Source organism: Lentilactobacillus kefiri, from assembly GCF_009739535.1.
Classification (GTDB): domain Bacteria; phylum Bacillota; class Bacilli; order Lactobacillales; family Lactobacillaceae; genus Lentilactobacillus; species Lentilactobacillus kefiri.
In genome coordinates this window covers 1,105,628-1,130,874 of the sequence record NZ_CP029971.1, presented here as the reverse complement: position 1 = coordinate 1,130,874, position 25,247 = coordinate 1,105,628, and the positions used below count along the sequence as shown (strand labels likewise).

25 protein-coding genes are annotated in these 25,247 nt (G+C 39.4%); 8 read left to right on the top strand and 17 right to left on the bottom strand.

The genetic code is table 11. The features are described 5' to 3' along the window. Positions 1 to 25: 25 nt before the first annotated feature. From DNL43_RS05460 to DNL43_RS05420, 9 genes are all read right to left on the bottom strand, one after another. Complete coding sequence (locus DNL43_RS05460) at positions 26 to 1,801, bottom strand: phosphatase PAP2 family protein (protein ID WP_156645019.1); 1,776 nt, start codon at positions 1,799 to 1,801, stop codon at positions 26 to 28. A 189-nt stretch (positions 1,802 to 1,990) separates the two neighbouring features. Continuing rightward, positions 1,991 to 3,127, bottom strand: a complete 1,137-nt coding sequence (locus DNL43_RS05455) for a hypothetical protein (RefSeq protein ID WP_056982871.1) — start codon at positions 3,125 to 3,127, stop codon at positions 1,991 to 1,993. Positions 3,128 to 3,369: 242 nt separating this feature from the next. Beyond that, positions 3,370 to 4,254 carry a PfkB family carbohydrate kinase gene (locus tag DNL43_RS05450; protein ID WP_056982873.1) on the bottom strand — a complete coding sequence of 295 codons (885 nt, stop codon included), beginning with the start codon at positions 4,252 to 4,254 and terminating at the stop codon, positions 3,370 to 3,372. Further along, entirely contained in the window at positions 4,255 to 5,613 is a 1,359-nt protein-coding gene (locus DNL43_RS05445; RefSeq protein ID WP_057961377.1) for a purine-cytosine permease family protein, read from the bottom strand. It abuts the gene before it with no gap. Positions 5,614 to 5,633: 20 nt separating this feature from the next. After that, the gene (locus DNL43_RS05440; protein WP_056982874.1) at positions 5,634 to 6,629 is read right to left on the bottom strand and encodes an ADP-ribosylglycohydrolase family protein; all 996 of its coding nucleotides are present in this window, start codon (positions 6,627 to 6,629) and stop codon (positions 5,634 to 5,636) included. A 177-nt stretch (positions 6,630 to 6,806) separates the two neighbouring features. After that, positions 6,807 to 7,763: a DUF4393 domain-containing protein gene (locus DNL43_RS05435; RefSeq protein WP_056982876.1), complete on the bottom strand. Its 957-nt coding sequence runs from the start codon at positions 7,761 to 7,763 to the stop codon at positions 6,807 to 6,809. 21 nt (positions 7,764 to 7,784) lie between these two features. Further along, on the bottom strand, positions 7,785 to 9,557 hold the full coding sequence (locus DNL43_RS05430; RefSeq protein ID WP_056982878.1) for a DUF2075 domain-containing protein: 1,773 nt from the start codon (positions 9,555 to 9,557) through the stop codon (positions 7,785 to 7,787). 18 nt (positions 9,558 to 9,575) lie between these two features. Then, entirely contained in the window at positions 9,576 to 9,887 is a 312-nt protein-coding gene (locus tag DNL43_RS05425) for a nucleotide pyrophosphohydrolase (protein WP_054769392.1), read from the bottom strand. 252 nt (positions 9,888 to 10,139) lie between these two features. Continuing rightward, positions 10,140 to 10,421 carry an Ltp family lipoprotein gene (locus DNL43_RS05420; protein WP_235805508.1) on the bottom strand — a complete coding sequence of 94 codons (282 nt, stop codon included), beginning with the start codon at positions 10,419 to 10,421 and terminating at the stop codon, positions 10,140 to 10,142. Positions 10,422 to 10,518: 97 nt separating this feature from the next. Between DNL43_RS05420 and DNL43_RS05415 the strand changes: the two genes are divergently transcribed. Further along, a protein-coding gene (locus DNL43_RS05415; protein ID WP_202813053.1) for an IS5 family transposase occupies positions 10,519 to 11,309 on the top strand; the annotation gives its coding sequence in 2 pieces (ribosomal slippage) (positions 10,519 to 10,789 and positions 10,789 to 11,309; 792 coding nt in all). A 227-nt stretch (positions 11,310 to 11,536) separates the two neighbouring features. Here the strand turns inward: DNL43_RS05415 and DNL43_RS05410 are convergent. Both DNL43_RS05410 and DNL43_RS05405 read right to left on the bottom strand, forming a co-directional pair. Further along, the gene (locus DNL43_RS05410; protein WP_225439259.1) at positions 11,537 to 11,791 is read right to left on the bottom strand and encodes a hypothetical protein; all 255 of its coding nucleotides are present in this window, start codon (positions 11,789 to 11,791) and stop codon (positions 11,537 to 11,539) included. A gap of 45 nt (positions 11,792 to 11,836) precedes the next feature. Then, entirely contained in the window at positions 11,837 to 12,316 is a 480-nt protein-coding gene (locus tag DNL43_RS05405; protein ID WP_191991392.1) for a hypothetical protein, read from the bottom strand. 168 nt (positions 12,317 to 12,484) lie between these two features. Between DNL43_RS05405 and DNL43_RS05400 the strand changes: the two genes are divergently transcribed. Beyond that, a protein-coding gene (locus tag DNL43_RS05400) for an IS5 family transposase (protein ID WP_094753971.1) occupies positions 12,485 to 13,260 on the top strand; the annotation gives its coding sequence in 2 pieces (ribosomal slippage) (positions 12,485 to 12,812 and positions 12,812 to 13,260; 777 coding nt in all). Here DNL43_RS05400 and DNL43_RS05395 read toward each other — a convergent pair. From DNL43_RS05395 to DNL43_RS05375, 5 genes are all read right to left on the bottom strand, one after another. Next, positions 13,253 to 13,909, bottom strand: a complete 657-nt coding sequence (locus DNL43_RS05395) for a DUF262 domain-containing protein (protein ID WP_082619746.1) — start codon at positions 13,907 to 13,909, stop codon at positions 13,253 to 13,255. The two genes, DNL43_RS05400 and DNL43_RS05395, sit on opposite strands and share 8 nt — an antisense overlap. Positions 13,910 to 13,949: 40 nt before the next feature. Further along, positions 13,950 to 14,725 (bottom strand): IS5 family transposase gene (locus DNL43_RS05390; protein WP_094753971.1). Its coding sequence is split into 2 segments (ribosomal slippage): positions 13,950 to 14,398 and positions 14,398 to 14,725, totalling 777 coding nucleotides; the frame shifts between segments, so codons are not numbered across the junction. Positions 14,726 to 14,767: 42 nt separating this feature from the next. Then, positions 14,768 to 15,304, bottom strand: a complete 537-nt coding sequence (locus tag DNL43_RS05385; protein ID WP_056982807.1) for a DUF262 domain-containing protein — start codon at positions 15,302 to 15,304, stop codon at positions 14,768 to 14,770. A gap of 108 nt (positions 15,305 to 15,412) precedes the next feature. Continuing rightward, on the bottom strand, positions 15,413 to 16,258 hold the full coding sequence (locus DNL43_RS05380; RefSeq protein WP_054769660.1) for a hypothetical protein: 846 nt from the start codon (positions 16,256 to 16,258) through the stop codon (positions 15,413 to 15,415). Between the two features lie 27 nt (positions 16,259 to 16,285). Further along, positions 16,286 to 16,645 (bottom strand): hypothetical protein, encoded by a 360-nt coding sequence (locus DNL43_RS05375; protein ID WP_056982804.1) that lies wholly within the window; start codon positions 16,643 to 16,645, stop codon positions 16,286 to 16,288. Positions 16,646 to 16,945: 300 nt separating this feature from the next. Between DNL43_RS05375 and DNL43_RS05370 the strand changes: the two genes are divergently transcribed. The 6 genes from DNL43_RS05370 (at position 16,946) to DNL43_RS05345 (ending at position 23,947) form a co-directional block, all read left to right on the top strand. Beyond that, entirely contained in the window at positions 16,946 to 18,088 is a 1,143-nt protein-coding gene (locus DNL43_RS05370) for an exonuclease SbcCD subunit D (protein ID WP_056982802.1), read from the top strand. Beyond that, entirely contained in the window at positions 18,088 to 21,225 is a 3,138-nt protein-coding gene (locus DNL43_RS05365; RefSeq protein WP_056982800.1) for an AAA family ATPase, read from the top strand. The genes DNL43_RS05370 and DNL43_RS05365 overlap by 1 nt, the downstream gene beginning before the upstream one ends. 429 nt (positions 21,226 to 21,654) lie before the next feature. Then, the gene (locus tag DNL43_RS05360) at positions 21,655 to 22,137 is read left to right on the top strand and encodes a hypothetical protein (RefSeq protein ID WP_056982798.1); all 483 of its coding nucleotides are present in this window, start codon (positions 21,655 to 21,657) and stop codon (positions 22,135 to 22,137) included. 6 nt (positions 22,138 to 22,143) lie between these two features. Continuing rightward, positions 22,144 to 22,662, top strand: coding sequence for a hypothetical protein (locus DNL43_RS05355; protein WP_056982796.1), 519 nt, complete (start codon positions 22,144 to 22,146; stop codon positions 22,660 to 22,662). 279 nt (positions 22,663 to 22,941) lie between these two features. After that, entirely contained in the window at positions 22,942 to 23,412 is a 471-nt protein-coding gene (locus tag DNL43_RS05350; RefSeq protein ID WP_056982794.1) for a hypothetical protein, read from the top strand. Between the two features lie 10 nt (positions 23,413 to 23,422). Continuing rightward, positions 23,423 to 23,947, top strand: coding sequence for a hypothetical protein (locus tag DNL43_RS05345; protein WP_056982792.1), 525 nt, complete (start codon positions 23,423 to 23,425; stop codon positions 23,945 to 23,947). A gap of 260 nt (positions 23,948 to 24,207) precedes the next feature. On the opposite strand, the gene DNL43_RS05340 is transcribed toward DNL43_RS05345, so the two are convergent. Further along, a complete protein-coding gene (locus tag DNL43_RS05340; protein WP_056982791.1) occupies positions 24,208 to 25,113 on the bottom strand; it encodes an abortive infection family protein in 906 nt (301 codons plus the stop codon). Positions 25,114 to 25,247: the final 134 nt, after the last annotated feature.

The following is a 25,247-nucleotide window of genomic DNA, read 5'->3' as shown; positions in this document are numbered from 1 at the left end:
CTTCCTTCGCTTTTACATATTTTGATTATTTTACCAACTCAACACCATTCTTCGTATAAGCCACATGCCAGCCTTTATACCCACCAGAAACTGTAACGTGAGCAAACTTACCATGTCGTGAGCTAAACTTAAACAGCACATGTTTCTTAGACGGTTTAGACTTCAAGTTAATCACTAATTTACCACCAAGACGGCCAGTCCCTTTGGCAACAATTCGACTATTACCATTAACCCTGACTGTGCCCTTTTTGCCTTGAGTATAATTGCCCTTCACACTCACAGCTTTGGTAGATAGCTTCAAAGTTCCATCACTCAACTTAAGATTGCCAGATCCCAGGGCATCTTTATTGGCAGCGATAATCGTGCCGTCCTTGATAAACGTTCCACCTTTATAAGAGTTGGCGCCCTCCAAAGTCAAACTTCCAGTTCCCTTCTTAATCAGCGCACCACTACCAGAAATATTATTGCGCCAAGTATCACTAGCATCGAATCCCCCTCGTTTTGCATTCATATTAACCGTTGTGTTTCCCAGCAAGCTGCCAAATCCAGCACCTGCTTTAAACAAGTCCAATCGGCCCCAGCCCTCAGTATCTTGGCCCATTGGGTAGCCTGACTTAAATCCGGTTGTGTATAGAACTTCTCGACGTTGGGTAGCGTTCAAATATGGAAAACGGGTTTGAATGAGAACTTCGGCACCCTTTGGTACGCACATCTTTTCCTTGGTGGAAGAGATTGGCTTGTAACCATATGTCATGCGGTATTCAAAGTTCTTCAAATTAGTCTGGTAGTTCTTGTAATCATCCTTTGATTTGGTAACCTTTGAATGCAATAAGACACTTTGGGCATTCTGATAAGCTTTATTAGCAATTGATTTATTCTGCGAATTATTCAAAACAGATGCAGCAACCGCTGTTCCCAAGATTCGGCCACCCATAACTGCCAGAGGTGAATGTCGACCCACCAGGATTCGATCATAGCCGACTTCAGATGATCGGGTAACCAGTTGTTGGAAACGCTCTGGAAAGGCGTAGGCCATCGATAAACCGGTCTCCCAGGCTTGGGTTGTGTGACCGCTTGGAAAATCATAATCGTTCTGAGGTGTGGCATCAAAAGCCGCTTTCAAATACGGATTGACCTGCACACGCGGATCTTGCCGGAAGGGCCGAATGTATTTGTAGAACTGCTTGGCGTTTCCAGATGAGGAATAATACCAAAGTGCAGTCGTATCCACCAAGTCAACCATTGACCCCAACTTGGATTTTTCATCAGCCCAAGTAATGCCTGATCCTGGATCATCCTTGGTGTCAGCTGGCAATTCGCTAGTCGGTAAATTATAGAACAGAGTCTTGGCGTTCGAGTTCTCAATGAAAGCCTCAGCGTATGGCCCCAATCCTCGAATCACATCATAAGGACTGTCCTGCCGATCAGTGATGTATGACCGGAGTTCTTCAGCTGGTGTGACATTTTCAGAAATTTTAACTGATTTATCAATATTTTCTTGAAGAATCTTGGGGTTTAGCTTAGTGCCATCTCCCTTATAGAACTTAGCAAATGTATTATTAAATAATGCCGTCGATGGATTAGTATCCGGCGAATCATTTTCTTTTCGATTTAAGAGATATTGATCAACATAGTAGCCGTAACTGGCTTTGTGCGGTGCAAGCAACTTCTCAAGCTTGGTAGATGCCTGTGATTTTGCCTGGACGGATTCTTGACTAGTGAGCAATGCAGAACCAGTCAAAATGACGGTAAAGGAACCTGCCATCAGCTTCATCAATTGTGAATGTTTTGTAAAAAACATAAAATACCCTCCCAATGTATATGGCCTGTGGAATGCAAGATTCCTACATGCTCAGGATACATTGGGTGGGTAAATTTATTGTTGATTTGGGGTAAAGGTTGGGTAAAAAAGCATGATTAGGAAATACTAACAATGTCAAACACGAATTAAGTAGGGTTGCATATTTGCTAACCTATCTTATTCAACACCTTAAAAAGGATTATATTTCAGTTTCAAATTATTATCCGTTATATATCCGTCCCATTTGCTAAGCTTCAAAGTTGGATGCTTATGGTTAAAATAATATCCCTTGATGGCAATATTTTGTCTGCCACGATAGGAATAAGCCCTTTTAAGAAACCGCATTGCCTGGTTATAAGTAGTCTTCCCACCAGAAGATTTAACATACTCGTAATCATAATAATGTGCAGCACTTATTCCGTCAGTTGTATCTTTCTGCAAGTCTTGGCCTTTCTCTGAATTATACGTTGCAAACAAAACGTAAAATATATAAACCGAGATATTGGATTTGATAATTCCTTTCCTATTCTTTTTGTAAAGCTTGTAAGCACGACCAATGACTTGCTTAATTTTTTCTTGTGGAATATATAGAGCAATGTATTGATTATGAGCCTTTTTATCATTCTTAATGGTATAAAGTGAATCAGAGTCGGCGTTAGTTTTAACTACTACGTTTTCACCCCAGGCACTAATTCCATCCGCAATTGCCTGGTATAACGAAGAAAGATCGTTCTCCAATGACTCATATGTGTCATCTTTTTGAACATGTTCCCAAACCGTTTTCACGTTTAACTGATTTGCTGGTGAAAGGCGGTTGATAAATCGATTATATATAATTTCGGCTCCATTTCTATCTAATGAAGCGTCCCCCATACCTGCTGACTTGCCATCATTTGAAAGATTTTCACCCCCAGCCTCCAAATATGAATCATAGTTCTGATCAATATTTTGAGGCGAAAAACTCATTTCATGAAGAACATCTGCAATAGTCATCGCATGTGCAGGGCCATAATCCGCATTGTAACCTGGTTGATATGTAATAGGTGCAGCGTAAAGTGTTGTCAAATTTTTCGACAACTTATTATATTCGTCAGTTAGTACTCTATCCGTTTTTACAGGATCTGACGAATTTTGGATTGCACTGAATATGGATTGAATATCATCGCGAGCATAATTATCAGTGACAGTTTGTTTCACGGCAGCATGAACCGTTACACTTTTTGGGTAGGTAATAACCTTTGAATCCCCATTATCAAATGTCGCTATGGCAACACAGGCAGATGCAACCCCAATTATTGCATAACGAAGTATCTTCTTATTTCTCATAAAACCCCTCCAAATAGTATTAAAAAGCAGATTTTCCTAAAATCCACGTCCTAATGATAGTATTCTTTTGAAGTTATGGCAATGCGAACTTTTATTGAATGTTTCAGCCACGATTAATGTACATTTGTAGCAATAAGCTTTAAAATCGCTCCAAACAAATCAGCCTCAACTTCCCAGTCAAATGACAATTACGGATTCTGGAAAATTTTGGCTGATTTATTTTGTTACTGACAAATATTCTACTATCTGTCCAATAAGCTCCCACTGTCTTGACCAACAACAAGTCCAGCAATCTCATTTCCCTCCTGAACAGCTTCTTGAACACTCATGTCCTGACTCAATCCAGCCAGAAAACCACCACAGAACGTATCACCCGCTCCAAGCGTATTAACCACTTTAACATTGATAGAACGGATCATCTGTGAATACTTACCCTCACAAAGATAGGCACCTTGTTTACCAAGCGTCAAAATAACGGGCGAGTGCGTTTTTTCAAATAACTGACGACACTTCAGCTCTAAGCTGCTAACCCCAGGAACCAGATGATCAATTTCGTCTTCATTACAATGTATAATAACATGATTATCGTACAATCTCTGAATTGTCTCATCAGAAATATATTCAATCCGTGGTGAAGCATCAAATAACACAACAGCACTAGATTCTCGTTTATCCAATGCATCCAAAATGACACGTGCAGCTTTTTCATCTTCCATTTCATAACCACTAATATAAAACGCGTCATAATCAGAAATATTAATTTTTTTGAACCAATCAGGCTGCCAAAGCTGTTCAATTCCATTAACAGTCAAAAAACTTCTTTCACCGTCCGGCTCCACAAATGAAATATCCCAACCATTATCTGCACCATCAACTTTTAGAAGGGGTTTGATACTTTTTTTAACCATATCTTTTGATACCAAATCAGCATAATGTCCCTTGCCAATCGGAACAAATAAATCTACATCCTGTTCAGCATACTTAATTGCACCATAAACGTTAAAAGCAGAACCACCAACAATATTCGCCCGTAGCTTGCCACTTACATCTTCACCAGTTGTTGGTAAATTCGGAACATCCATCAACACGTCAACAAATGCTGCACCGATCACTAATGTTTTGTTCATTTATGCCACCTTCTTATTTGGAACGACAACCTTCCATAAAAGCATGCAAACAATCGCAATAATTGCTGAAATAAAGACGCCTAAACTATTATTTCTAAAGATACCATGTGCAAACGGACCATCCCAGACAGCGTTGTTAGTGAATAAGAATCCAGTTGTTGTGGCCAATATCCAGGAAATAATTCCACGCCAATTAAAATGAGTCTTTGAATCATTTTCAAGTAGGCTAATATCATAACCTTTTGATCTGAACATCACACTATCGCACAAAAATATTGCCACCCAACTTGCCAAGCAAATCCCTAAGAAGTTCAAGAACAACTCAAAGTTACGGAGAAAGTTACCTGATATGAACAATACATAGATTGGAATCGCTAATACAATGGCACCATGAATAATCAAAGATGTCCGTTGGGTGACATTAATACCAATTGTTGCCAAGTTAATCCGTGCAGAACGAAATGAAATAATACATTGCGGAATCAGACCCCCAGCAGCAACAAGGAAGTAAATTGGACCAATCCATGCAGGTAGTGCCGAATACATAACGCCAAATGGATCTCCAGTCGTTGCCAATGAAGGCTCAATTGTACTCAGCAACACTCCTCCAGCCATCAACACAAACAATGGTACTGCTCCGCCCATCGTAGTATTCCAAAAAGTGGCAGATGGTTTCGTTTTCTCGGTAACGTAGGCTCCCCAATCTGCGGCAGCCATTGACCAGGAAATTCCGGATCCAGCAGCAACAATGCTGACAGCAGGCAAAACACCAGTAATCCAACTTCCAGATGGAAGGCTAAATGCTTCCTGCCATTTTGCTTTAATAAGAAACAATACAAGAATCAAAACTGTTAGAATCCCAAATATCCAACTTAACCAAGTTTGAATTTTTGCTAACGTGGCTTCTTTCAATAAACCAGATAGAACTACTAACCCGCCAAAGATGGCAAGCGCAATGGCTGTCGTAACTGAAGACTTTTTCACATTAATAATATTGAATAATGATACCAGCAACAAAGTTCCTGTAATCACGTTGACCGCAAGCCAACCCACCATATTGAACCAGGCTATTGCGTTAGGAATTTTGTTGCCATGAGTTCCGTACGCTGCCCGACTTAATTTGAAGGTTGTTACACCCTCCTTTTGGCCGATCATGGCAACCCAACCGGGGATTGCGAAAGACAATGCCCCAACAAACGATGCAATAATGGCTTGAAAAAATGATAAATGATAGCTAACAATCATTGCGCCAAATACAAATCCCATAATACCGATATTGGCAGCAAACCAATTGTAGAAAAGTTTGCCAGCAGTTAATGTCTTTTCTGAATCTGGAATCTTAATAATATTATCATCCATGAATTTCACCCCATAATTTGTTATTTGAATTGTAAAATTTTATCCGCATACTCATTGAAATCATGCTGAGGATTTTGCTGATCAACCAGTTTGATCCATTCTGATGGGATCGATACTTTACCATTTTTTGCACCACATATTGCGGTTGCCATTGCACCAATTGTGTCTGTATCACCACCAAGGTTGGCACACATCAACGCACATTTTTGCACATCTCGACAATAATATGCTATTGAAACAGCTGCCGGAATACTCTCAGAAATCATTGTTCCCGTACCGATCAAGTTGTAAATGTGTTGACTGAACTTTTCATCTGAACCTTTGTCTTTTTGAGCAATGTTGATGCCCAATTCAAGGCGGTCACGTGTCTTGGCTGCCCATGTTGGTGCGCCAAACTTGAACCCAACATCATTAGCTCGTAGCGCAAAATCAATCACGTCATCCCAATTTTGATCTGCCATGGCAGCTGTTACGGCTCCAGCTATCATGGAGGCCCCACTGATTGAAACGTCACTAGAATGAGTAATCTTAGTTATCTCAAAGACCATGTGAACCAATCGCTCCAATTCTTCTGGATTAAATAATGCACCAATTGGTGAAATCCGCATTCCAGCACCATTAGTTAGTGCCTGATCCGTGATGGGACGTGGATCCTTACCATCTTTAAGAGCTGTTAACGCTGCTTTGCTGCTCGGTCCAAGAATATTGTTCTCCCAGGCACCAACAGACTCTGCCCAAGCCATGATATGCTTTACCAAAATCTTTGAATCAGGCCGCCAATTATTTTCAATTAGTCCATCCAGTATTGCAAGTGCCTGATTGGTGTCGTCGGTATACTGGCCTTTTTTGAAGTTCTTAGCTATATCATTATTATCAGGCCCATCAAGAAAAGTGGTGATCTTGCCATGAAATTGATCTCGGATCTTCTCCACCGGCCACAGTTCCGATGGCATTCCCATTGCATCACCAATGGCCTGACCATAAAGCACGCCCAGAACTTTATCTTTACTGCGCATGAGTATTCCTTCTTTCTGTTACTAGATAAAATAAAAGTATTTTGTACTTATATTGATATAATACCGTATATGGGGTGTAATGTCTTGTGTTTTGCATTTATTTTTTAATTAAAAAAGCATCCTCAAAAGGATGCTCTGATTTGCTGAATTTATGCCTTAATTGTTTAGTATATTTCGCTAATTGAAATTCTGACCAAAAACTATCTCACAGAAGTTTTTACCAATAGCTGTTAAAGATACGGTTCTGAATGTTTTATTCAATCGCATATTCTGCAGGTGGCCAAGTGCATCTTTTAAGTTATTTGGAGTATCCGTTGGTATTTGAACTTCAATTTCAACTGTGTTCTCATCAATTTGCTTTGACTCCGCTGGTTGTAACTGTTTTTTTAAATCGTCAATCGCTTGATTATGATCCTTTTGAAAATCATCAATAGCGTCATTAACCCTAAACACCTCGTCAAGCGGTTTCCCTGCCCATTTTACAAGACTATAAGAATCTACTTCTATTAGGTTCATCCTTAACAAGGTATCCATACTAACTTGTCCATCTCTATATGAGAATTTAACCCCAGGACTTGATAACACCTCGGTCACAACAGAGGGTAAGATATTCGACCGGTGTCCATTTTCCATTGCTCCGTCTGTATATGACATTTCCATAATAGGAATTTGTGATCCTACGTTCATTGTGATGCCCTGTACAGCATGTTCTCGAGTTCCCGAAATATACTTAAGTAAATTAGCATCGTTCGAAGACATCTCCGTCAGAAATTGAACGAACGACTGATGTATCTTATTATTTTTAGAATTGTCAAATGCCCCCGCTGCAACTTTTGCAAACATCTTTCTAAGCTCAGGCTCATCAATATAGTACTGAGATGCATCCAAAGCCGGCCCTAGAATTGACAGTTTTGGGTTTTGAATATTATCACTTGGTATCGCTTGTAAATTAGCCTCTAATTCATTCTTGTATTCTTTTAGATAAAATTCATGTTTGATTCGTGCTTTCTTAACTCTGTACCCAAAGATGTTAAACCAAAGGTCGTTTAAAGTATCTAGTGGTTCCTTAAGCGCTTTTGCAGCAATAACAGCAGTACCAAATTTCAATAAATCATTTGGATCAATGGAATTCATATTCACACCCTCTATTACAAATCACCTATGTAATCTATTGCAATCTTCATCAGCTTTCAACATCGCTTTGCGCAACTCATCATCAACCGCATAAATATATAGCCCATGAACCCCACGAGTAAGCAAAACATTCAACTCATTAGGAAGCAACTGACTGGCAACTTTCCGCTTTTTGCCATCATGTAATGTACGGTTTCGAATAGCATTGGTATTCTCACTGGCATCTGCATCAAAAACAACGTGTCCATTGCGGTACTTAACAGATGGACCAATAATGACACCGCAATAGTTCAAATCAAAGCCTTGAATAGTGTATGTTGAACCAACTTCATCAAGTGTTTGTTCCTGTTCAGCCCAAGCCAGCTTTTTCAGTGAACGGCTACCCTTGGGTTTAAGCTGCAGGTTCCATGGTAACGACAAATCTCCGGCAGTTACCATCCAATAACCGCCATTATCTGGTTTCCTCTTACCGTTATATTTCCAATCAAAAGTAGCAAGAATCCTGGATAGCCCAGCCTTTTGATCTCCCAAAGCCTTATCTCGTATTGCTTCATACATTTCTTTGGCATCATCAAATATCCTCAAGTCATATTTACTGTCTTGCGGGATTTTTTTGATTATTTTTTTATCAGTAATATCTCTAATCCATTCAATTGTTTCTTTGTTGGCGTCAATGCGTAGCTGATTACTCAACATAATCAGATTATTCTGCTTCATTGCCTTTTCTTCCATATTTTGAATTTGCTGGGGCTCCAAATATTCCTCAGTCTTCAAAATTTGGTTCCGGTCAAAAATTGCAACCGTAATTCTGGCGCGCTTCAAAATGTCATCAAGCTGATTCTGACCTCGATATGCTTGTTTACCTTGAGTCCACAGCAAGTGAGCTTCATCAACCAGCACAACATCGGCAGGATCACTTTCATCGTGCGAGTTAATAAAATGAGTGGGCTTACTTACAACATCATCATATTGATAGTTCAAATTCAACTTATCGATAATATCTTCATATACCTTCAACTGCTCATCATGGTTAACCAAAACATAGTTCTTTAAGTGATCAAATCCTTGTCGAAGTGGGCTACCGTCGTCTTTCAAAGTACTGATTAAATAAAAGATCGTACTCAAAAGAACTGTTTTCCCAGAACCGGCTTCCCCTTCAACCAAAATCAGTTGGCCCTTTTTCTTTGAAAGCAATGCATCAATTACCTTATCAACAATAATATCTTTTGCATTCTTTTGTTCAGTTGTTAAGTTATGAAATGGTGACGCCTTAAAAATCGCAGAGTCTCGTATAATACTTTCAACAGGAAATAAATTCTTGTCAAAGCCGCGAAGCTTACGCCAAATTCGAGAAAAGATTTTATCTTTTTCGTTAGATGTATAATATTCATTTTGTTCATTTTCGCGGCGATTATTGAGTCTTTTCACACTGGGAACGCCAAGCATAAAAAGCATCATCTGATTTTCAATATCAAGCGTCAACGATTTATTGAAATGATCATGACCAATCACAAACATTTGTGCATCCTTGGATTTCGAAAGCTCACGCCAATCATCCCTTACCCGAGGGTCCTCATTCAAATGCTGCTCAGTCCGACGTTCAATGTCATTGGTCTCACCAACATAAACTTTATAACCACCAGATTTAATCGGTGAATAAATAATATAAACCGTCGGATACTCCATCAGTAATCTGCGTTTAAGCTTATCCCCATCGATTACATCTGTGAGATTGTCAGTGGCTTGGGAGTCATATTTAATTTTTTCAATAATGGGGTAACCAATATCACTCATCGTAAACACCTTTCAACCTTACTTATCAAATTTCCAGTGACGTTTCTTATTTATATCCAGTTTCTCTTGGACAATGTCATTAGGCTGAACACCCAACTTATCACACATATAATAGCAATATGTCAGTATGTCTGCCAGTTCAAGTTCCATGTCATGCTTTTGTTTATCAGAAAACTCTTTATCATTTTCCATATCCCATAGAAACAATTCATTTAGTTCGCCAGATTCGATACCCACTGCACGTGCTAATGCTGGCAATGTATGGTATTGATTCCAGCCACGACTGTTTCGAAAATCAGTTAATTCTTTAATCAATTGATCATATTCCATATCGTAAACCTCCCATTTAAATATAGCCTTTTAGCAAACTCCTCATCAGCCAACTTGTCACGAAATATGCTTAAATTAGAGGAGATCAAGATTGCTTAAAATCACAACAATGATTAAATTAATCTGGGATACTCAAAAACACACAATAAATTGCAAAGCTTAATTTTCCATCGTCCGCCTATTTAATAAGAAATGAACTGCTACTCCATGAATATAAAAGTTCATAACAGGGAGAAACAGTCCAACTTATTTTTATAGATGGTGAACTGCATAGCGTGCTTGAGAACGGGTAAACATATCTCCATATGATGATATGAGTTGATAATAAATTGCCCTTTTAGACATATGCTCATTGTGACGGTAAAAGTGGGCAGATCTTAAGGCATTGCGATTCCAACTAATTCCATGAAGATGACGAACGGCATAACTTGCTGCATGTTTTGAAAATCCATCACCGTATTTTGAAATTAATTGATGGTAAATTGCCCGCTTGGACATATGCTCAGATCGAGCATAAAAATACGCACTAGACAAAGCTGCCCTTTTCGAAGATGAAGCCATTACAACGATGGTATTAGAAACTGTTTGAGATCTAGTTTAAACTTTGATATACTTTTGCAAAAAGGAAATTATGATGACTAATTATCCCAGCAATATTACCCGCCAGCAGTTTGAAGTGATTCGTCCTGAATTAGAAAATTTTCATCAACGAACGAAGCCCCGTCAAGTCGATTTGTATGACGTCTTTTGCGCCATTTTATACATCTTGAAAAATGGCTCCCAGTGGCGTGCCCTGCCACATGACTTTCCCAAATGGCAAACGGTTTACACCTACTTTCGCTTGTGGTCCCGGCAATCGGCTCCAACGGAGCCGTCATTACTGGATCAAGTTTTAAAAAAATTGTCTTTACCTTACGATCTCAACAAGATCGTTCGGCATTAACTTCGTTTATTATCGTGGATGCGCAAAGCGTTAAAAATACCGCCACTGCTGAAAATAAAGGTTATGATGCTGGTAAGAAAATATCGGGAATTAAACGGCATCTAGCCGTTGATATTAACGGGTTTCCACAAGCCATTCATATTACCCGAGCCAATGTTTCTGATCGGGACGGAGCCAGTGCGATGATTGCCTTATATGCCAATGATCTTCGGCATGTTCGCAATGTTCTAGTCGATGGTGGTTATTCAGGAGCTAACTTTAAATTGGATGTTATGAGCAATTTACAAGCGACCGTTCAGGTCGCTAAACGCAATGAATTACACAAGTTTGAAGTAATGCCGCAACGATGGTTGGTTGAACGATCCTTTAGTTGGCTAGAGAATTGTCGACGACTGTGGAAAAATTGTGAAAGACAGCTGCACACAAGTGCCATGATGATGACCTTAGCCTTTATTTCAGTTCTATTGAGGCGCTTTTAAAGATCTCAAACAGTTTCTTAGACGTATTGGAAACCACACTAGGAAATGTCACCCCTCCAATTCCCAATGATAACCCAATAATTAATGCAATTCCGGTTTTCTTAATACTATTATTTTTCATACTGTATCCTCCAAAGAAATATGAATAATTCCCCGACAGGAGTTGAACCTGTCTTTAGCACCGGCGAGGAAAAACAAAGAACAATAATTATATTTGAATTGCGGAACTATGAACCATATGATGACGTAAAGCCATATCCAAACCCTGTTAAGCCAAGGTACAAGAAAATAATGGCAAATACCAATAATACAATACCAGCAGTCTTTGATTTACTTTTCACAATATCTAAGATACCAAAAACAATTGCTAAAATACCAATAAATGGAACAAATAAACTAATAACTGCAGACACCCACCCAATAGATAGGAATGCAGCATGGCCATTTGAGTGACTTTGACTGTTACTCTCCAAACGAATCACCTCCTTTCAAGGGTTCTCCAGCACTTACACATCAGTATTTAAAAACTACCAAAGTTGGGTAACAACATTATTGGCAAAATTATCTTGACGTTCTCTGATCTGGTCAGAACCCCATTCTCCAGCTTGCAGTGAGTCCGACAATTTGTGATTAGCATTAAGTTCCGACTGATTCAGAGCATTCATTAACTTAGTCATATCATCTTCAGTCCCTGTTGCCAACTGCTTTTCCAAAATAGTCCAATTACCAATGTAGCCCTTATAATCTCCTAATGAGTCATCTGAATTAATGTGAACCAACTTGTAGTTATCCTGATCAAACACCTTAGGATACAAATTATTCTCGGCAAAATCATCGTACTCATAAGAGTAAATTTCTGAAAGAAGATAAACCAGAGTCCATTTCTTGGGTCCCTTTAAGCCACCCTCTTTGGAAAGTGCAGAAAAGTTTGCTTTAATAGAATCATCACTCTTAAGTAGCTTATCATTAAGCTCCTTAATAATATCGTCAATACCATTCAATTCCATATTCCAAATATGTTGGGCCACTTCAGAGAAACCACCTTCTAAGACGTTCGTTCCCTCGTTATTAATTGTACGGTGGCGAACAAAAATAGAAAGAATTTTATTAGGGTCTGTCTGGAAACAAAATAATCGTGTATAATCTTGATAAAAAACAAATTGAGGTTTTCGCCGATGACAATTCCGAAACGTTATGAAATTACTGATGAGCAATGGGCCCGGATTGAGGACCGTTTTCCGCCCTATAAAACCGGACGCCCACCTAAAATACCTAATCGCCAAGTTTTTAATGCGGTTCTCTGGTTGCTAAAAAGTGGCGCCACCTGGCGTGATATTCCTGAACGATACGGTTCATGGAAAACCAGCTATAGTCGTTATCGTAGTTGGGTTGATGCCGGCTTGTTTGAACGGATCTTTAAGGATTTGATCGATGAACCGGATATGGAAAATATCAGCCTCGATTCAACTAGCATTCGAGCTCATCAAAAGGCCACGGGCGCTAAAAAAACGCCCGCTGTGACGTTGAGAATCAAGCCATCGGTCTAAGCCGTGGTGGTCGAACCACTAAAATTCATGCGGTGGTGGATGGCCTTGGAAATCCATTATGTTTTATCCTTACCGGCGGCCAAGTTCATGATAGTCGGGCAGCTGAACCATTACTGCGACAATTAGCTTTAGCCGGCGTTAATCTGATTGCCGATAAAGCTTATGGGACTAAGGAACTGCGCCAGTATATTGAAGCTGAAGGCGGTCAATATACGATTCCACCTAAAAGTAATGCCCAAGACAAGTGGGATTGTGATTATTACGTCTATTGTGAACGCCATTTGATCGAGAATTACTTTAATCAATTGAAGAATTACCGGCGGATTGCGACGCGATATGATAAACTAGTGCATGTTTTTCTACAAACCATTTACATTGCTTCAATTTTGATTTGGCTTAAATAGTTTCCAGACAGACCCTAATGGCTTTGAGGATGTCATCTTCTCGATAATCGCGATAATACATTGACATTACGATTGGGTAGTACAGCATCACATGTAATCGGTTCAAAATATCAAGATGCTGTGTAATTAGTTTGTTTCTAAAGAATTCATAGTGGCTTTTAGGCGCAATTGGTGAATCAAGCACAGAATATACTTCGACAAGTGCATCAAGATCCTTCAAGAAGGTTGTTGCGTCACTCATATTTGTTATTTCTTGACTAATTGCACGGTACAGTTTGGACTCTTGGATTACTTTGTGGCTCGCAGCCCAATATGTTCGAATGAATCTGGAAATTTTATGACTGTCGCCATTGAAAGCAGAAGAAATTCGTTGCCATGCACTATTTGCCGAGTCCATGTCGTCATGTAATAAGGCCATTAAGTGATTCTTAATAATGTCGGAAACTTCCAAATCTTTTCCACGACTATTCAATGTTTCAAATATTGTAAAAGCGTCAAGTTGACTCGGTGCTGAAATCATTACAATATAAAATTTGTCGTAAAAAGAGTTAAAAATATTGTCTAACCGATCAATTCGCTCACCCAATGTTTTCTTCAACTTTAAATCACCCACAATCCACTTGTGGATTGTGGTGTAAGTTGACCTCATTTTTTTAATTGGTGCAACCTTACTAGGGTCTGTCTGGAAACTATTTAAGCCAAATCAAAATTGAAGCAATGTAAATGGTTTGTAGAAAAACATGCACTAGTTTATCATATCGCGTCGCAATCCGCCGGTAATTCTTCAATTGATTAAAGTAATTCTCGATCAAATGGCGTTCACAATAGACGTAATAATCACAATCCCACTTGTCTTGGGCATTACTTTTAGGTGGAATCGTATATTGACCGCCTTCAGCTTCAATATACTGGCGCAGTTCCTTAGTCCCATAAGCTTTATCGGCAATCAGATTAACGCCGGCTAAAGCTAATTGTCGCAGTAATGGTTCAGCTGCCCGACTATCATGAACTTGGCCGCCGGTAAGGATAAAACATAATGGATTTCCAAGGCCATCCACCACCGCATGAATTTTAGTGGTTCGACCACCACGGCTTAGACCGATGGCTTGATTCTCAACGTCACAGCGGGCGTTTTTTTAGCGCCCGTGGCCTTTTGATGAGCTCGAATGCTAGTTGAATCGAGGCTGATATTTTCCATATCCGGTTCATCGATCAAATCCTTAAAGATCCGTTCAAACAAGCCGGCATCAACCCAACTACGATAACGACTATAGCTGGTTTTCCATGAACCGTATCGTTCAGGAATATCACGCCAGGTGGCGCCACTTTTTAGCAACCAGAGAACCGCATTAAAAACTTGGCGATTAGGTATTTTAGGTGGGCGTCCGGTTTTATAGGGCGGAAAACGGTCCTCAATCCGGGCCCATTGCTCATCAGTAATTTCATAACGTTTCGGAATTGTCATCGGCGAAAACCTCAATTTGTTTTTTATCAAGATTATACACGATTATTTTGTTTCCAGACAGACCCTAGAAGAATCTAAAGCTTCGGCACTTTTATGAGTAAGCGCATAAAAATACTTTTCTAATTCGCCATTATTCGTGGAACGTTGTTCAACAATTAGCGATGCATCGTCTCCTTCGTTCTCTCCACGAATCAACTTTCTAACAGCATTCCTAATGTCTCGCAGCTTATCGCCCCGATCAAGATCAGATAATGACGTGTCTTTTGCAAAGTTGTCTTGATACATTTTAGTGGCAATGTCTTTAATAACAGCCATGAAAATAAGACTAGTTGTTAATCTTTGTTGCCCATCAATAATTTCTTGGCGGCCATCTTCGTTTTTAAACGTCACAATTTGGCCAAAGAAGTGACTATTCCGATTTCCTTCAACAAGATCAACTAGATCGTCCCAAAAATCAACAATCTGATCGCTTTCCCAATCGTAGTTTCTTTGATACATAGGAACAGTGAAGTTGTTATCTTTAAACAATTCACCCATTCTAAATCTTGATGGTTGTGGTATTTCTACAAATGATGACATGATTACCCTCCGAATTATTAAACCTATTTTTTATAATTTTACTATATACAACATTCGATAAGAAGAAACGAACGCTTTCTTTTTAAAAACGTGCTCTGAATCTAGAGCTCAGTTCTTAAACGAATCATCCCCACTATTCTCCCCATAAAAAACGCCGTCCAGCCAGCCGTTATCATACCTGGCCGAAGCGTCATCCATCTCTGGATCAACATGAGAAGGTCCTTGAGGATCATGGCGATGGCGAATATGGTGAACGATACCCCAGAGGATAATTAAGCCAATTGCGATTAACCAAAGGTCACCCTCGCTCATCCCTTGATTGTCCTTTGGGTTAGTGCTTTTCGTATTCACAAATGAAGTGACAAAGTTCACCGTGTCCATCACATTTGCTTGGCCATAGTCCTTAAAATTAAGCTGGTGTGTCATAATCCGATTCCTGAGATCACCAATATGATCCTTAGAAATATCTGAAAAGATCGGCATGACCGGATACTTAAATTTTGGATCAACTACAATAATATTTATATAGCTGCTAGCTCCGTCTAATTTCTCTTCAACATCTATATCCGTTGAATTTTCACTTAGGTTCGTGTAATCCTGGATCAAATCAAAGGCGAAAATTTGCGTTGCATCTTGTAAACTAAGCAAGCTAAAGCCTGATTCTTTGATGGTTTCAAGATCCAATGAACTATTAACCGAATCATAGTGATATGGGCTTTGATTAGTCGATATGAACCAAATCTCTTGATGATATGGCTTGTTCGCAAGCTTCTCATTTTCGTCCATGATCTGCTGCTTTTGCTGGTCAGTCAAAATATTAAGCTGATCATCAATGACAGGCTTAGCGTGCCAAAATGCAAATGAATTTCTGGCAAAAATGACCATGCCCATTAACATGATGAGGGTAAACAACCCCGCTCTTATTAAACTGTTAATTCTTAGCTTCATTTCCATTTATCGTGGACTCCCCTCAGAGTCGGATTATCTGTGATATCTTATAGTTCCGCTGCCACCTTGTGATAGTGGTGTGCCATGGTAAAGATAGCCATGAAAAATGTGATAAGGTTCTAGGTCAAAACCGCCTTTCACATATGGCGTATAATACTTTCCATCTTTAATTACACGCTTAAAAGTAGTATGAGAACTGTAGTGATGCCCCTTGGTTCCTGTATAGATATGATATTTAGTAATCTTTAATTTTAGATGGCCACGATACCAGACGTGTCTGAATGATCTTGGCATGCCAGTCAGTGTTTTCGCATTTGCCGTTACTGACGGACCAGCAACAACCCCAAACAAAATCAATGACGCAACAAACAACAAAGTCTTCTTAAACTTCATAACCCCAACACTCCCAAAAATATTTTTATGTATGGCATGCATTCATCATAACCAAATTTGCAATTAATAATTAAACTATATGGCCTTAAAATCCAATACATTTCACCTACAAAAAGTAAGCTAAATGCCCATCTGCACTGGCATATTATAATAATACGCCAAAATTCATAGAATAACTATATTGTTATTAGATTTTAATATAAAAGCTGAAGTGAAAATTCAATTTCAATCATTATTTGTGGCTGATTAAATGTATACTATCAATAAGAACTTACGTACCCTAAGAAAGGACTTACACTCATGCGCCTATTACACACCGCCGACTGGCACATTGGCCGCCGGCTTCACGGATTTGACTTAACAGAAGAACAGGAAAATGCCTTTAACCAAATCGAAAAAATCGCTCTGGATGAAAAAGTCGACGGCATCATCATTGCCGGCGACCTTTACGACTGCAGCATGCCATCCGAAGACTCAGTCGGAATCCTCAACTCCGTGATTGAAAAGCTCAACCTTAAGGACAAATTGCCGGTCTATGCGATTTCCGGCAACCATGACAGCGCCATTCGTTTATCAACTGGTACAAAGTGGTTCAAACAGACCCATTTTTACTTACATACTCAACTTGAAGAGGCATTCAAACCAGTAGAGCTTCCCGATACGCAGATCTTTCTGCTGCCCTACTTTGAATTGTTTGCCGCTCAACAATATTTCAATGACGATTCCATCAAACAACTGGATCAAGCTTTCAAGCTCATATCCGACAAAATGAAGTCGTTTTTTGTTCCAAATAAGTCTCACATCTTGGTGGCCCATTTCTTCGCAGATGGCAGTGCCACCACCGATTCTGAAATCAAGCTAACGGTCGGTGGATTAGCCTCTGTCCCAGTTTCACTACTCAAGGATTTTGACTATGTTGCCCTGGGTCATTTGCATGGCAAGGATGCTTTGCATGCAAAACGGGCGCGATATAGCGGCTCGCCGGTGAAGTTCTCCTTATCAGAAGCCAACCAGAAAAAGGGTGTTTACATCATCGATACCGATCCATTCAAACTGACCTTTAAACCAATTACACCCATCAGAGATGTGAAGGTATTGACCGACAGCTTTGACACGCTCACAGATGAAGCCATTTATAAGAAGCAAAATCTCGACAACTACTTCGGCATCACGTTAACCGACACCAAGCTCATCCCCAACGCAATGGCCAGACTGCGCAACATTTACCCCAACATCATCTCGCTGGCATGGGAAAACGGCTATGCGGATGCCTTGGACTACGATGGTGAAAACGGTAAAGAAATTCGTCAAAAAGATCCCATGGACCTGCTGAAAGAATTCTACGAAAAAGTCGCCAATGATACGTTGACACCACAGCAACAAAAGTGGGCAGCAAGTGCACTCAAGGACGCCAACAAACCTGATTCAGGAGGTAAAAACTAGTGAAGCCATTAAAACTACACATGGAAAATTTCGGCCCGTATGAAAATGAAACGATTGATTTTACTGAGCTGAACAAGTCTTCTGTATTCTTAATTTCAGGAAATACCGGTAGTGGGAAAACCACCATTTTTGACGCGATCACTTTTGCCCTGTACGGCCAGGGAATCACTGATGACCGGAACCCCGCTTTGTTGCGCTCCGATTTTGCGGATTTTGATTCGCCAACCAAAGTGGATTTAACGTTTGAACACCAAGGAATCACCTACCAAATATCTCGGGAACCGGTTCAGGTGTTAAACAAGAAACGGGGTACCGGCCAAAAGGAATATGGCGCCAAAGGTAAGCTTGATATTTTTGAGAACGGCAAAAAAGTAGACGAAATCACCAAGCTCGCAAAAATTGGGACAAAGATTGATGATATTCTCCAACTGGATCGAAAACAGTTTGTTCAAATCGTCCTATTACCTCAGGGAGATTTCCAAGAATTTCTGGCAGCCAGCAGTGATCAAAAGGAAAAATTATTGCGGAACATTTTCCACACCAGCCTGTATCGTAAATGGGGCGATGTGCTAAACGACAAGCTCAAGCAAAAGGTCCGCGACTCCACCGGTTGGCAGGATTCTATCAAGCAAAATTTGTCGGCCATCACATGGATTGACGCGCCGGAAAATATTGCCTACCAAAATACCGAATCCCAAATTGAGGCGCTCAAACAGCAGCAAGCCACATCCAACAAGGCTTTGAAACAACTGGATGCCCAGGTAAAGCAACTTAATAAAAAATACGATACCAAGAATCAGCAGCTGGTCGCCCACCAGGAAACCAACAAACAAATTGATGCCTTGGAGACGGCCAAGAAACGACAGGCAGAATTACAAGCTGACAAGCCAAAATTTGATCAATTAGAAAAACAATTAACTGACTTGTCGTGGGCAAAAGACTTAAAGCCAAAGCATGATCAATTTCAGCAAAGCCAAGCCGATGTGAAACAGTATCAAGCCGAGATTCAATCAGTCAAAGAACAATTGGCCGGTGCTGCCTCTGAACAAAAAGGCTTGACCGAAACTCAGCACAAGCTCGATGATCAAAAAGACCACCAAAATCAAATGAGTGATGAAACGGCGGTGTTGGCAAAACAACGGGAGTCGTTTGAAAAACGGGACCAATTAAAGCAACAAATTGCAGCCTCAAAACAACATGTCTCTCAATTGATATATCAGGTTTCTGATAATAAGGAGCAATCTAAGAAGCTATCAGACGAACTGGCGAAGCTTGAAAAAGAATTGAATAACCAGTCCAACCTAACCGAACAGCTTTCAAGTGCCAATCAAAAATCGCAGACGGTAAACAATTTTGCCGAAAAGATTACTGCTTTAATTGCCTCTGATCAAAAAAATCACCAGCTAAAATCGAAAATTGCTAGCGACACTGATTCACTGAAAGATGCCACGTCTAAAAGACAAAAATGCCAAGACGAAGCTGATAATCTGAACAACATCCGGATCCAAAACGAAATCAGCAAGCTGGTCGAACAGCTAAAGCCGGGAACGCCCTGCCCAGTATGTGGTGGAACCGACCATCCTGCGCCGGCCCACCTTTCTCCTGAAAAAAATGTGACGGATGCCCAGCTGAAGACTGCAAATAGTATGCTGAATAAAGCCATCACATCAGAATCTACGTATAAATCTGAAGTACAAACCAATCAAAAACGCTTGGATGAGCAGGTTAAAGCTTATGATCAACAATTCAAAAAGTTAATCGCCGATATTGAAGCCGACCTCAAACTTCAGAGTGTATCATCTGATTTAAATGAGGTCGCAAAGCAACTTAATGCCATTCAAGAAGACAACAATAAAACGATCAATGGCATCAATAGCCAGATTGCTCATTTGAAAGCTCAAAGCAAAAAGAAAGTTTCTGTCCAAAACGGCCTATCGAAGTTAAGTGATCAACTTGAGAGTTTGAATCAATCATTGAGTGATGCTTCGGGTGACTTATCTGCCAAGACTGGTGCGTTAAATGAGCTTGAGCGGGGATTGCCTTCTGAATTTACCAACCTGGAGGCCCTTGATAATCATTTGGCTGAACTCAAAAATGCGATTGACGTTTATACAAAGAACGTGAAGCAAAACAATGAAGCTTTGAGTAATGTCAAAACGCATATTGGCTCTCTCAAAGGCAAGCAGCAGAGTCTTGCCAGTGAGCTAGATAAGTCTGAAGAGTCAGTCAACAAGTTCCAACTTGAGATCACTGATGCAGTTCGCGATAAATTTGGCGACGAGGATTGGCGTCCATTTGAAATCCTCCTGCAAAGCCTTGATAATATTCAGGACCTGCAGCATCAACTTGACGACTACAACGATTCAATCAAGCAGGTTGTGAACGATGTTGATCACTTTAAGAAGGAAATCGGTGATAAACAAAAAGTTGACTTGGAGAAGGAACAGGCAGTTGTCAATGACCTTTCTAACCAACTTGATGAGTTGCGGAAAAAATACAGTCACGAACACGAACAGTTTGCCGTTAACAAAAACACCTTGGAAAATATCGTCAAGAATTACAAAAAAGTCAAAACGCAAGCTGAAGAGATCAACCAATTGCAACAACTTGTTGATTCGATTAACGGTAAAGGAGCCAACAAACTGGGCCTGGAACGGTATGTATTAAGAGCAGAATTGGCAGAGATTCTTCAAGTAGCCAACCAGCATTTAAAGAAATTAAGTTCCGGCAGATATCTCCTCAGATTGCACAAAGAACCCGGTTCTTATCAAAAGAATACTGGGCTGGAAATTGATGTCTTTGATGGCGATGTCGGTGAAAACAGAAACGTCCATACTTTATCCGGCGGGGAAAGCTTCATCGTTGCCCTCAGCTTGGCATTAGCCTTGGGTGAGGTCATTCAAAACGAAGCCGGTGGCATTAGTATCGACACTTTGTTCGTTGATGAAGGATTCGGAACACTGGATCAAGATTCCCTTTCAACCGCAATGGCAGCCCTGGAAAGCATTGAGAGTAATGACCGAACTATTGGAATCATTAGTCATGTGCAGATGTTGCAGCAGAGTATTCCTTGTCAGCTGAGGGTTAAAGCTGTTGGTCAAGGGAAGAGTCATGCGAAGGTGTTGAATGTGGGTTAATAATTGAATATGTAATGAAAGCAGCGCAAATTGTTGAATTTGCGCTGCTTTTTGTTTATGGATACTTAATTGATTTCAGTTAGCTTATTAGTTAGGGCTTATAGCCTTAACCACCACCGGAAGGCCAAGGAATTTGATAATTAGACTACGTCGTTTCAGGAGTATCTTATAAGTGTCTCTCAGGTTCTGTCTCACACATTGACTACTATCGAGTAGGGATAGTTATCTCATCAGCCATCATTTAACTAATCCATCAAAGATGAAGCATCAAAATTACGCTGCTTGCTTTGAATTTAACTTTGTTATAAAACAGGTTCTTTGCATATTCACGTATATTTAATCGATGTCGTTTAATGAAAAACTTTAGCGGTATAATTGTTAGGTGAAAGTTTTGAGGGCTTTCACAATACAATATTAAGGGGTATTCATATGGGAAAACATAAATGGTTAGTAGTTCTATTAATCAGCTTTGGCTTTTGCGTTGGGGCATTATCGTCAACTAATGTTTCGGCATCTAAGCAGCTATCGTCGGTACCAAAAAGCTTGCGGGGAACTTGGAGACAGTATTCATCAGATGGTAGTGATTATTTTGGCAAAATTCATTTTACGGCCAAAACAACTTATTACTATCAAAAATCACATGGCAAGTATCACAAAATTAGTTATAAGTTTGCGACACGATCACCAAACACTACGGATAAGACACCCATTCATAATGAAAATTACTATTATGGGCATGGTAAATATAGTTTTTGGTGGCAGTTAAGTACTTATACGTATGCAACCATGCACCCTGACTATTATCGGCTGACTAACCGAAATATCTTCGGCCACAAACGTCATGTGCTACTTGAATATTATGGTGTCGGCTGGCATGGAAGCCCATCAGTCATGATTAAGGTTAAGAGGTAGTCAACAATGAAAAATATTTGGAAAGTAATTATTTTAACAGCTTTAATGGTGACAATGGGCTTAGGAATTAATACGTTAACGACTAATTCAGCATCGGCTAGTTCATACACTACCGCCAAAAGTATTCGTGGACATTGGTATCGGTATAGTAGATACGACAAATTGTATTATTGCATGAGCATCAAAGCCCACTCAGCTTCAACCTATCAGCAACACTTATCTGGAAGGATTTCGTATTATAAACTTTATACACCACACATGAGTGGCTCCCATCGCTTAAAAATTACAATCGGAAAACATGCTCGTAAGGGTTCCAATACAGTTTATAATTTGAATAACGCTAAATATGATTATCAAATGATCCCATCAGTTTGGTCATCACATATGACCATCTTTGGTCAAAGACATCACGTTTTAAAGAGTTACTACAATATGGGTGCCTTTAACGTTTACTTTCATCACAAAGTTAAACATGATTACAGCTACACGCATCTTAAACATTATCAATACTTTATTGGGCGTTGATCCTAATCGCTTAGCTCGGTCATATATTGACCGAGCTTTTCTTTTGATCAAAAAAAACTGTAGTACCTTTTAATCATTTGATTCACAGTTGCTGGGTTCATGTATAGTTAATAAAAGTAAAATATGACTTACAAACTGGAACTTAGTCAAAGATTCACTTGAAAATTGTATTTTGAAAGTTACCATTTGAACTACAAATTCAGGTTCATTTCAAAGTAGTATAATTAAAGCATCAATCTTTGAGGGGGTTGAAATAAGTACGTTTGGGGATTTACATATATGAAAAAGCATAAGACGTTAATGCTGCTTCTGGTGGGGATCGGAATAACAACCGGCAGCTTTTTTGCTAGTAATGTTTCTGCCAGTTCAGTGTTAAAGACAGTTCCAAGAAGCATGCGTGGAACGTGGAAAGAATATTCACCAAGTGGCAGTCGGTTTTATGGTAAAGATGTGTTTCGGGCAAAATCCACGACTGAATATTCTTATGACAGTCACCATTACACTAAATACAGTTACCATCTTGCTTACTATCATTTAGCCAACGGACATCCACGGGTTAATCCAATTTATAGTTTTGGACACGGACGTTATTCAATTTATTGGGGATTAAAAGGCTTTAAATACGGTACCATGCACCCGAGTTACTATCGGGTAACAACCAAGAAAATTTTTGGCCATATTCGTCCTGTAATTCTTGAATACTATGGAGCTGGCTTTGTGGGTACTCCAGGCGTCTTGATTAGAAAGTAGAGATATCAAAATGAAGAAACTTTGGAAATTAATGATTTTAACAGGACTAATGCTGGCCATTGGTTTAGCAATTAATACTGTGACAGCTCAAAAGGTCTCAGCTAATTCATACACAACTGCAAAAAGCATCCGCGGAAATTGGTATTCGTGGAATACTTATGTTAATGCTTACAGTGTTATTAAAGTAAAAAAGCATTCAGTTGTAACCTATAATCAATCAACTCGTGGAAGCATCTCCTATTATCGGGTATATACACCGCATATGACCGGATCACGGAAACTATCAATCAGTATTTATAAACACGCTAAAAAAGGCAGTAATAATGTCTACGACTTAAACCGTGGGTACCGGTTGCCGGCATATAAACGTATTGGCTTTGTCTGGTCATCACACAAAGCCTTGTATGGTCATAAGTATCACGTCTTAAAGAATTATCTTTTGGGCGGAGTCTTCTTTGTTTATTTCCACCACAAAATTAAGCATGATTATGGCTACACCCATATGAAACATTGGGAGTATTTCTTAGGACGTTAAAGCAGTCTCCCAATATATACAGGCATCGGAAAAGGCCATGTTGATGGTCTTTTTTCGTACAAAAAAGGCTTAAATCAGTTTTAACACTAATCTAAGCGCTCAAATGGTGGATAATTGAATTATTTTAGTTAGTTAAACTATTTCTAGTCAACAATATATAAAAAGGTCAAATCTAGTATTTAGCCTTTTTGATGTGCATTTATGCTTCAGCTACTAATCCATCAAATTACAAAATCATTTATAATTGAAATGAAAATATATTATGTTCGTTCGTTACGGTTATTTATTCCCAAGTAGTAGGTGGCCAGAGTAACTGCGGAATTCAATATTAGTTCTGCTTCTGCCCGTTGAATTTTGACTCTGCTTGACGAGCCATGTGCGTCACTATTGTTATTTCGCATGTCAGTAATTGCATCTACAATTTTGTTCAGCCCACTTACCATAGTTAAAATAGAGTGATTCCAAGTGTTATCCGGCTTTATCCCCAATATGAGATTTACTTTTTTCCTATATTGCCCAATATCCCCATTCTCTTTAAAATCAACCTGCTGATCTTGGAGTATTTGAATGAAAACTGATTCTATAAGTGTCCTTGACTTTGTAACAATGCTATCTAGATCATTATTGTTAAAGTCCACTTTGGAATTATCCAGAAGTTTCTTTATGTAATCATCATCAATGATCTTACTAGTATCAGCGACTATCTTTGCTTGATCATTTGAATTAATCATAACAAATGTATTACCATTATACACAAGTTTTTTGCCTGATACAGATAACTCCAGATTGATCCTCCTGATCAATTCTTGCCTTATGACTTGAGCAATATACCTATTATTCTTTTCACATTCTTCGAATATGTTGTCAGTTTGTTCGTAGGGCGGTTCCCCCTTGAGGTTATTTTTAATGACATCTTTGACAGCTTTGTTAATATTCATTACCAAAAGAAAATATTCTAAAAATTTGGTCATATCGTTTTCATTATGCAAACTTGAAAGTATGGTTTGCATCATTTGCCATCGACTACCACTCAAATTACCTACACCAAATTTAATTCCCAGATTTTGAATTTCATTTCCCGTCATGTAAGGAAATACATCTCCATCAATGAAAAGATCTATTACAGAGCGTTGATTCAAGATCAAAAAGGTCTCCTGCCCCATCATACCCAACCTCATTTCTATAGATTATCACGCTATTTTTAAATATCTTTACCATTCGTTGCCATGCTATAGATACTATAGAACTTAGACAGACTCAAACCAATAATTTCTGCATGTCTATGCTTCAAGCAATTAAT

Bases quoted from the DNA above. Each gene is read 5' to 3' on its own strand.
- DNL43_RS05455 (WP_056982871.1), bottom strand. From the start codon at position 3,127: ATGAGAAATAAGAAGATACTTCGTTATGCAATAATTGGGGTTGCATCT.
- DNL43_RS05345 (WP_056982792.1), top strand. From the start codon at position 23,423: ATGAAGAAACTTTGGAAATTAATGATTTTAACAGGACTAATGCTGGCC.
- DNL43_RS05435 (WP_056982876.1), bottom strand. From the start codon at position 7,763: ATGAATTCCATTGATCCAAATGATTTATTGAAATTTGGTACTGCTGTT.
- DNL43_RS05445 (WP_057961377.1), bottom strand. From the start codon at position 5,613: ATGGATGATAATATTATTAAGATTCCAGATTCAGAAAAGACATTAACT.
- DNL43_RS05375 (WP_056982804.1), bottom strand. From the start codon at position 16,645: ATGAAGTTTAAGAAGACTTTGTTGTTTGTTGCGTCATTGATTTTGTTT.
- DNL43_RS05385 (WP_056982807.1), bottom strand. From the start codon at position 15,304: ATGTCATCATTTGTAGAAATACCACAACCATCAAGATTTAGAATGGGT.
- DNL43_RS05425 (WP_054769392.1), bottom strand. From the start codon at position 9,887: ATGGAATATGATCAATTGATTAAAGAATTAACTGATTTTCGAAACAGT.
- DNL43_RS05430 (WP_056982878.1), bottom strand. From the start codon at position 9,557: ATGAGTGATATTGGTTACCCCATTATTGAAAAAATTAAATATGACTCC.
- DNL43_RS05350 (WP_056982794.1), top strand. From the start codon at position 22,942: ATGAAAAAGCATAAGACGTTAATGCTGCTTCTGGTGGGGATCGGAATA.
- DNL43_RS05340 (WP_056982791.1), bottom strand. From the start codon at position 25,113: ATGATGGGGCAGGAGACCTTTTTGATCTTGAATCAACGCTCTGTAATA.
- DNL43_RS05440 (WP_056982874.1), bottom strand. From the start codon at position 6,629: ATGCGCAGTAAAGATAAAGTTCTGGGCGTGCTTTATGGTCAGGCCATT.
- DNL43_RS05395 (WP_082619746.1), bottom strand. From the start codon at position 13,909: ATGAGGTCAACTTACACCACAATCCACAAGTGGATTGTGGGTGATTTA.
- DNL43_RS05460 (WP_156645019.1), bottom strand. From the start codon at position 1,801: ATGTTTTTTACAAAACATTCACAATTGATGAAGCTGATGGCAGGTTCC.
- DNL43_RS05450 (WP_056982873.1), bottom strand. From the start codon at position 4,254: ATGAACAAAACATTAGTGATCGGTGCAGCATTTGTTGACGTGTTGATG.
- DNL43_RS05355 (WP_056982796.1), top strand. From the start codon at position 22,144: ATGAAAAATATTTGGAAAGTAATTATTTTAACAGCTTTAATGGTGACA.
- DNL43_RS05405 (WP_191991392.1), bottom strand. From the start codon at position 12,316: ATGGAATTGAATGGTATTGACGATATTATTAAGGAGCTTAATGATAAG.
- DNL43_RS05370 (WP_056982802.1), top strand. From the start codon at position 16,946: ATGCGCCTATTACACACCGCCGACTGGCACATTGGCCGCCGGCTTCAC.
- DNL43_RS05360 (WP_056982798.1), top strand. From the start codon at position 21,655: ATGGGAAAACATAAATGGTTAGTAGTTCTATTAATCAGCTTTGGCTTT.
- DNL43_RS05380 (WP_054769660.1), bottom strand. From the start codon at position 16,258: ATGGAAATGAAGCTAAGAATTAACAGTTTAATAAGAGCGGGGTTGTTT.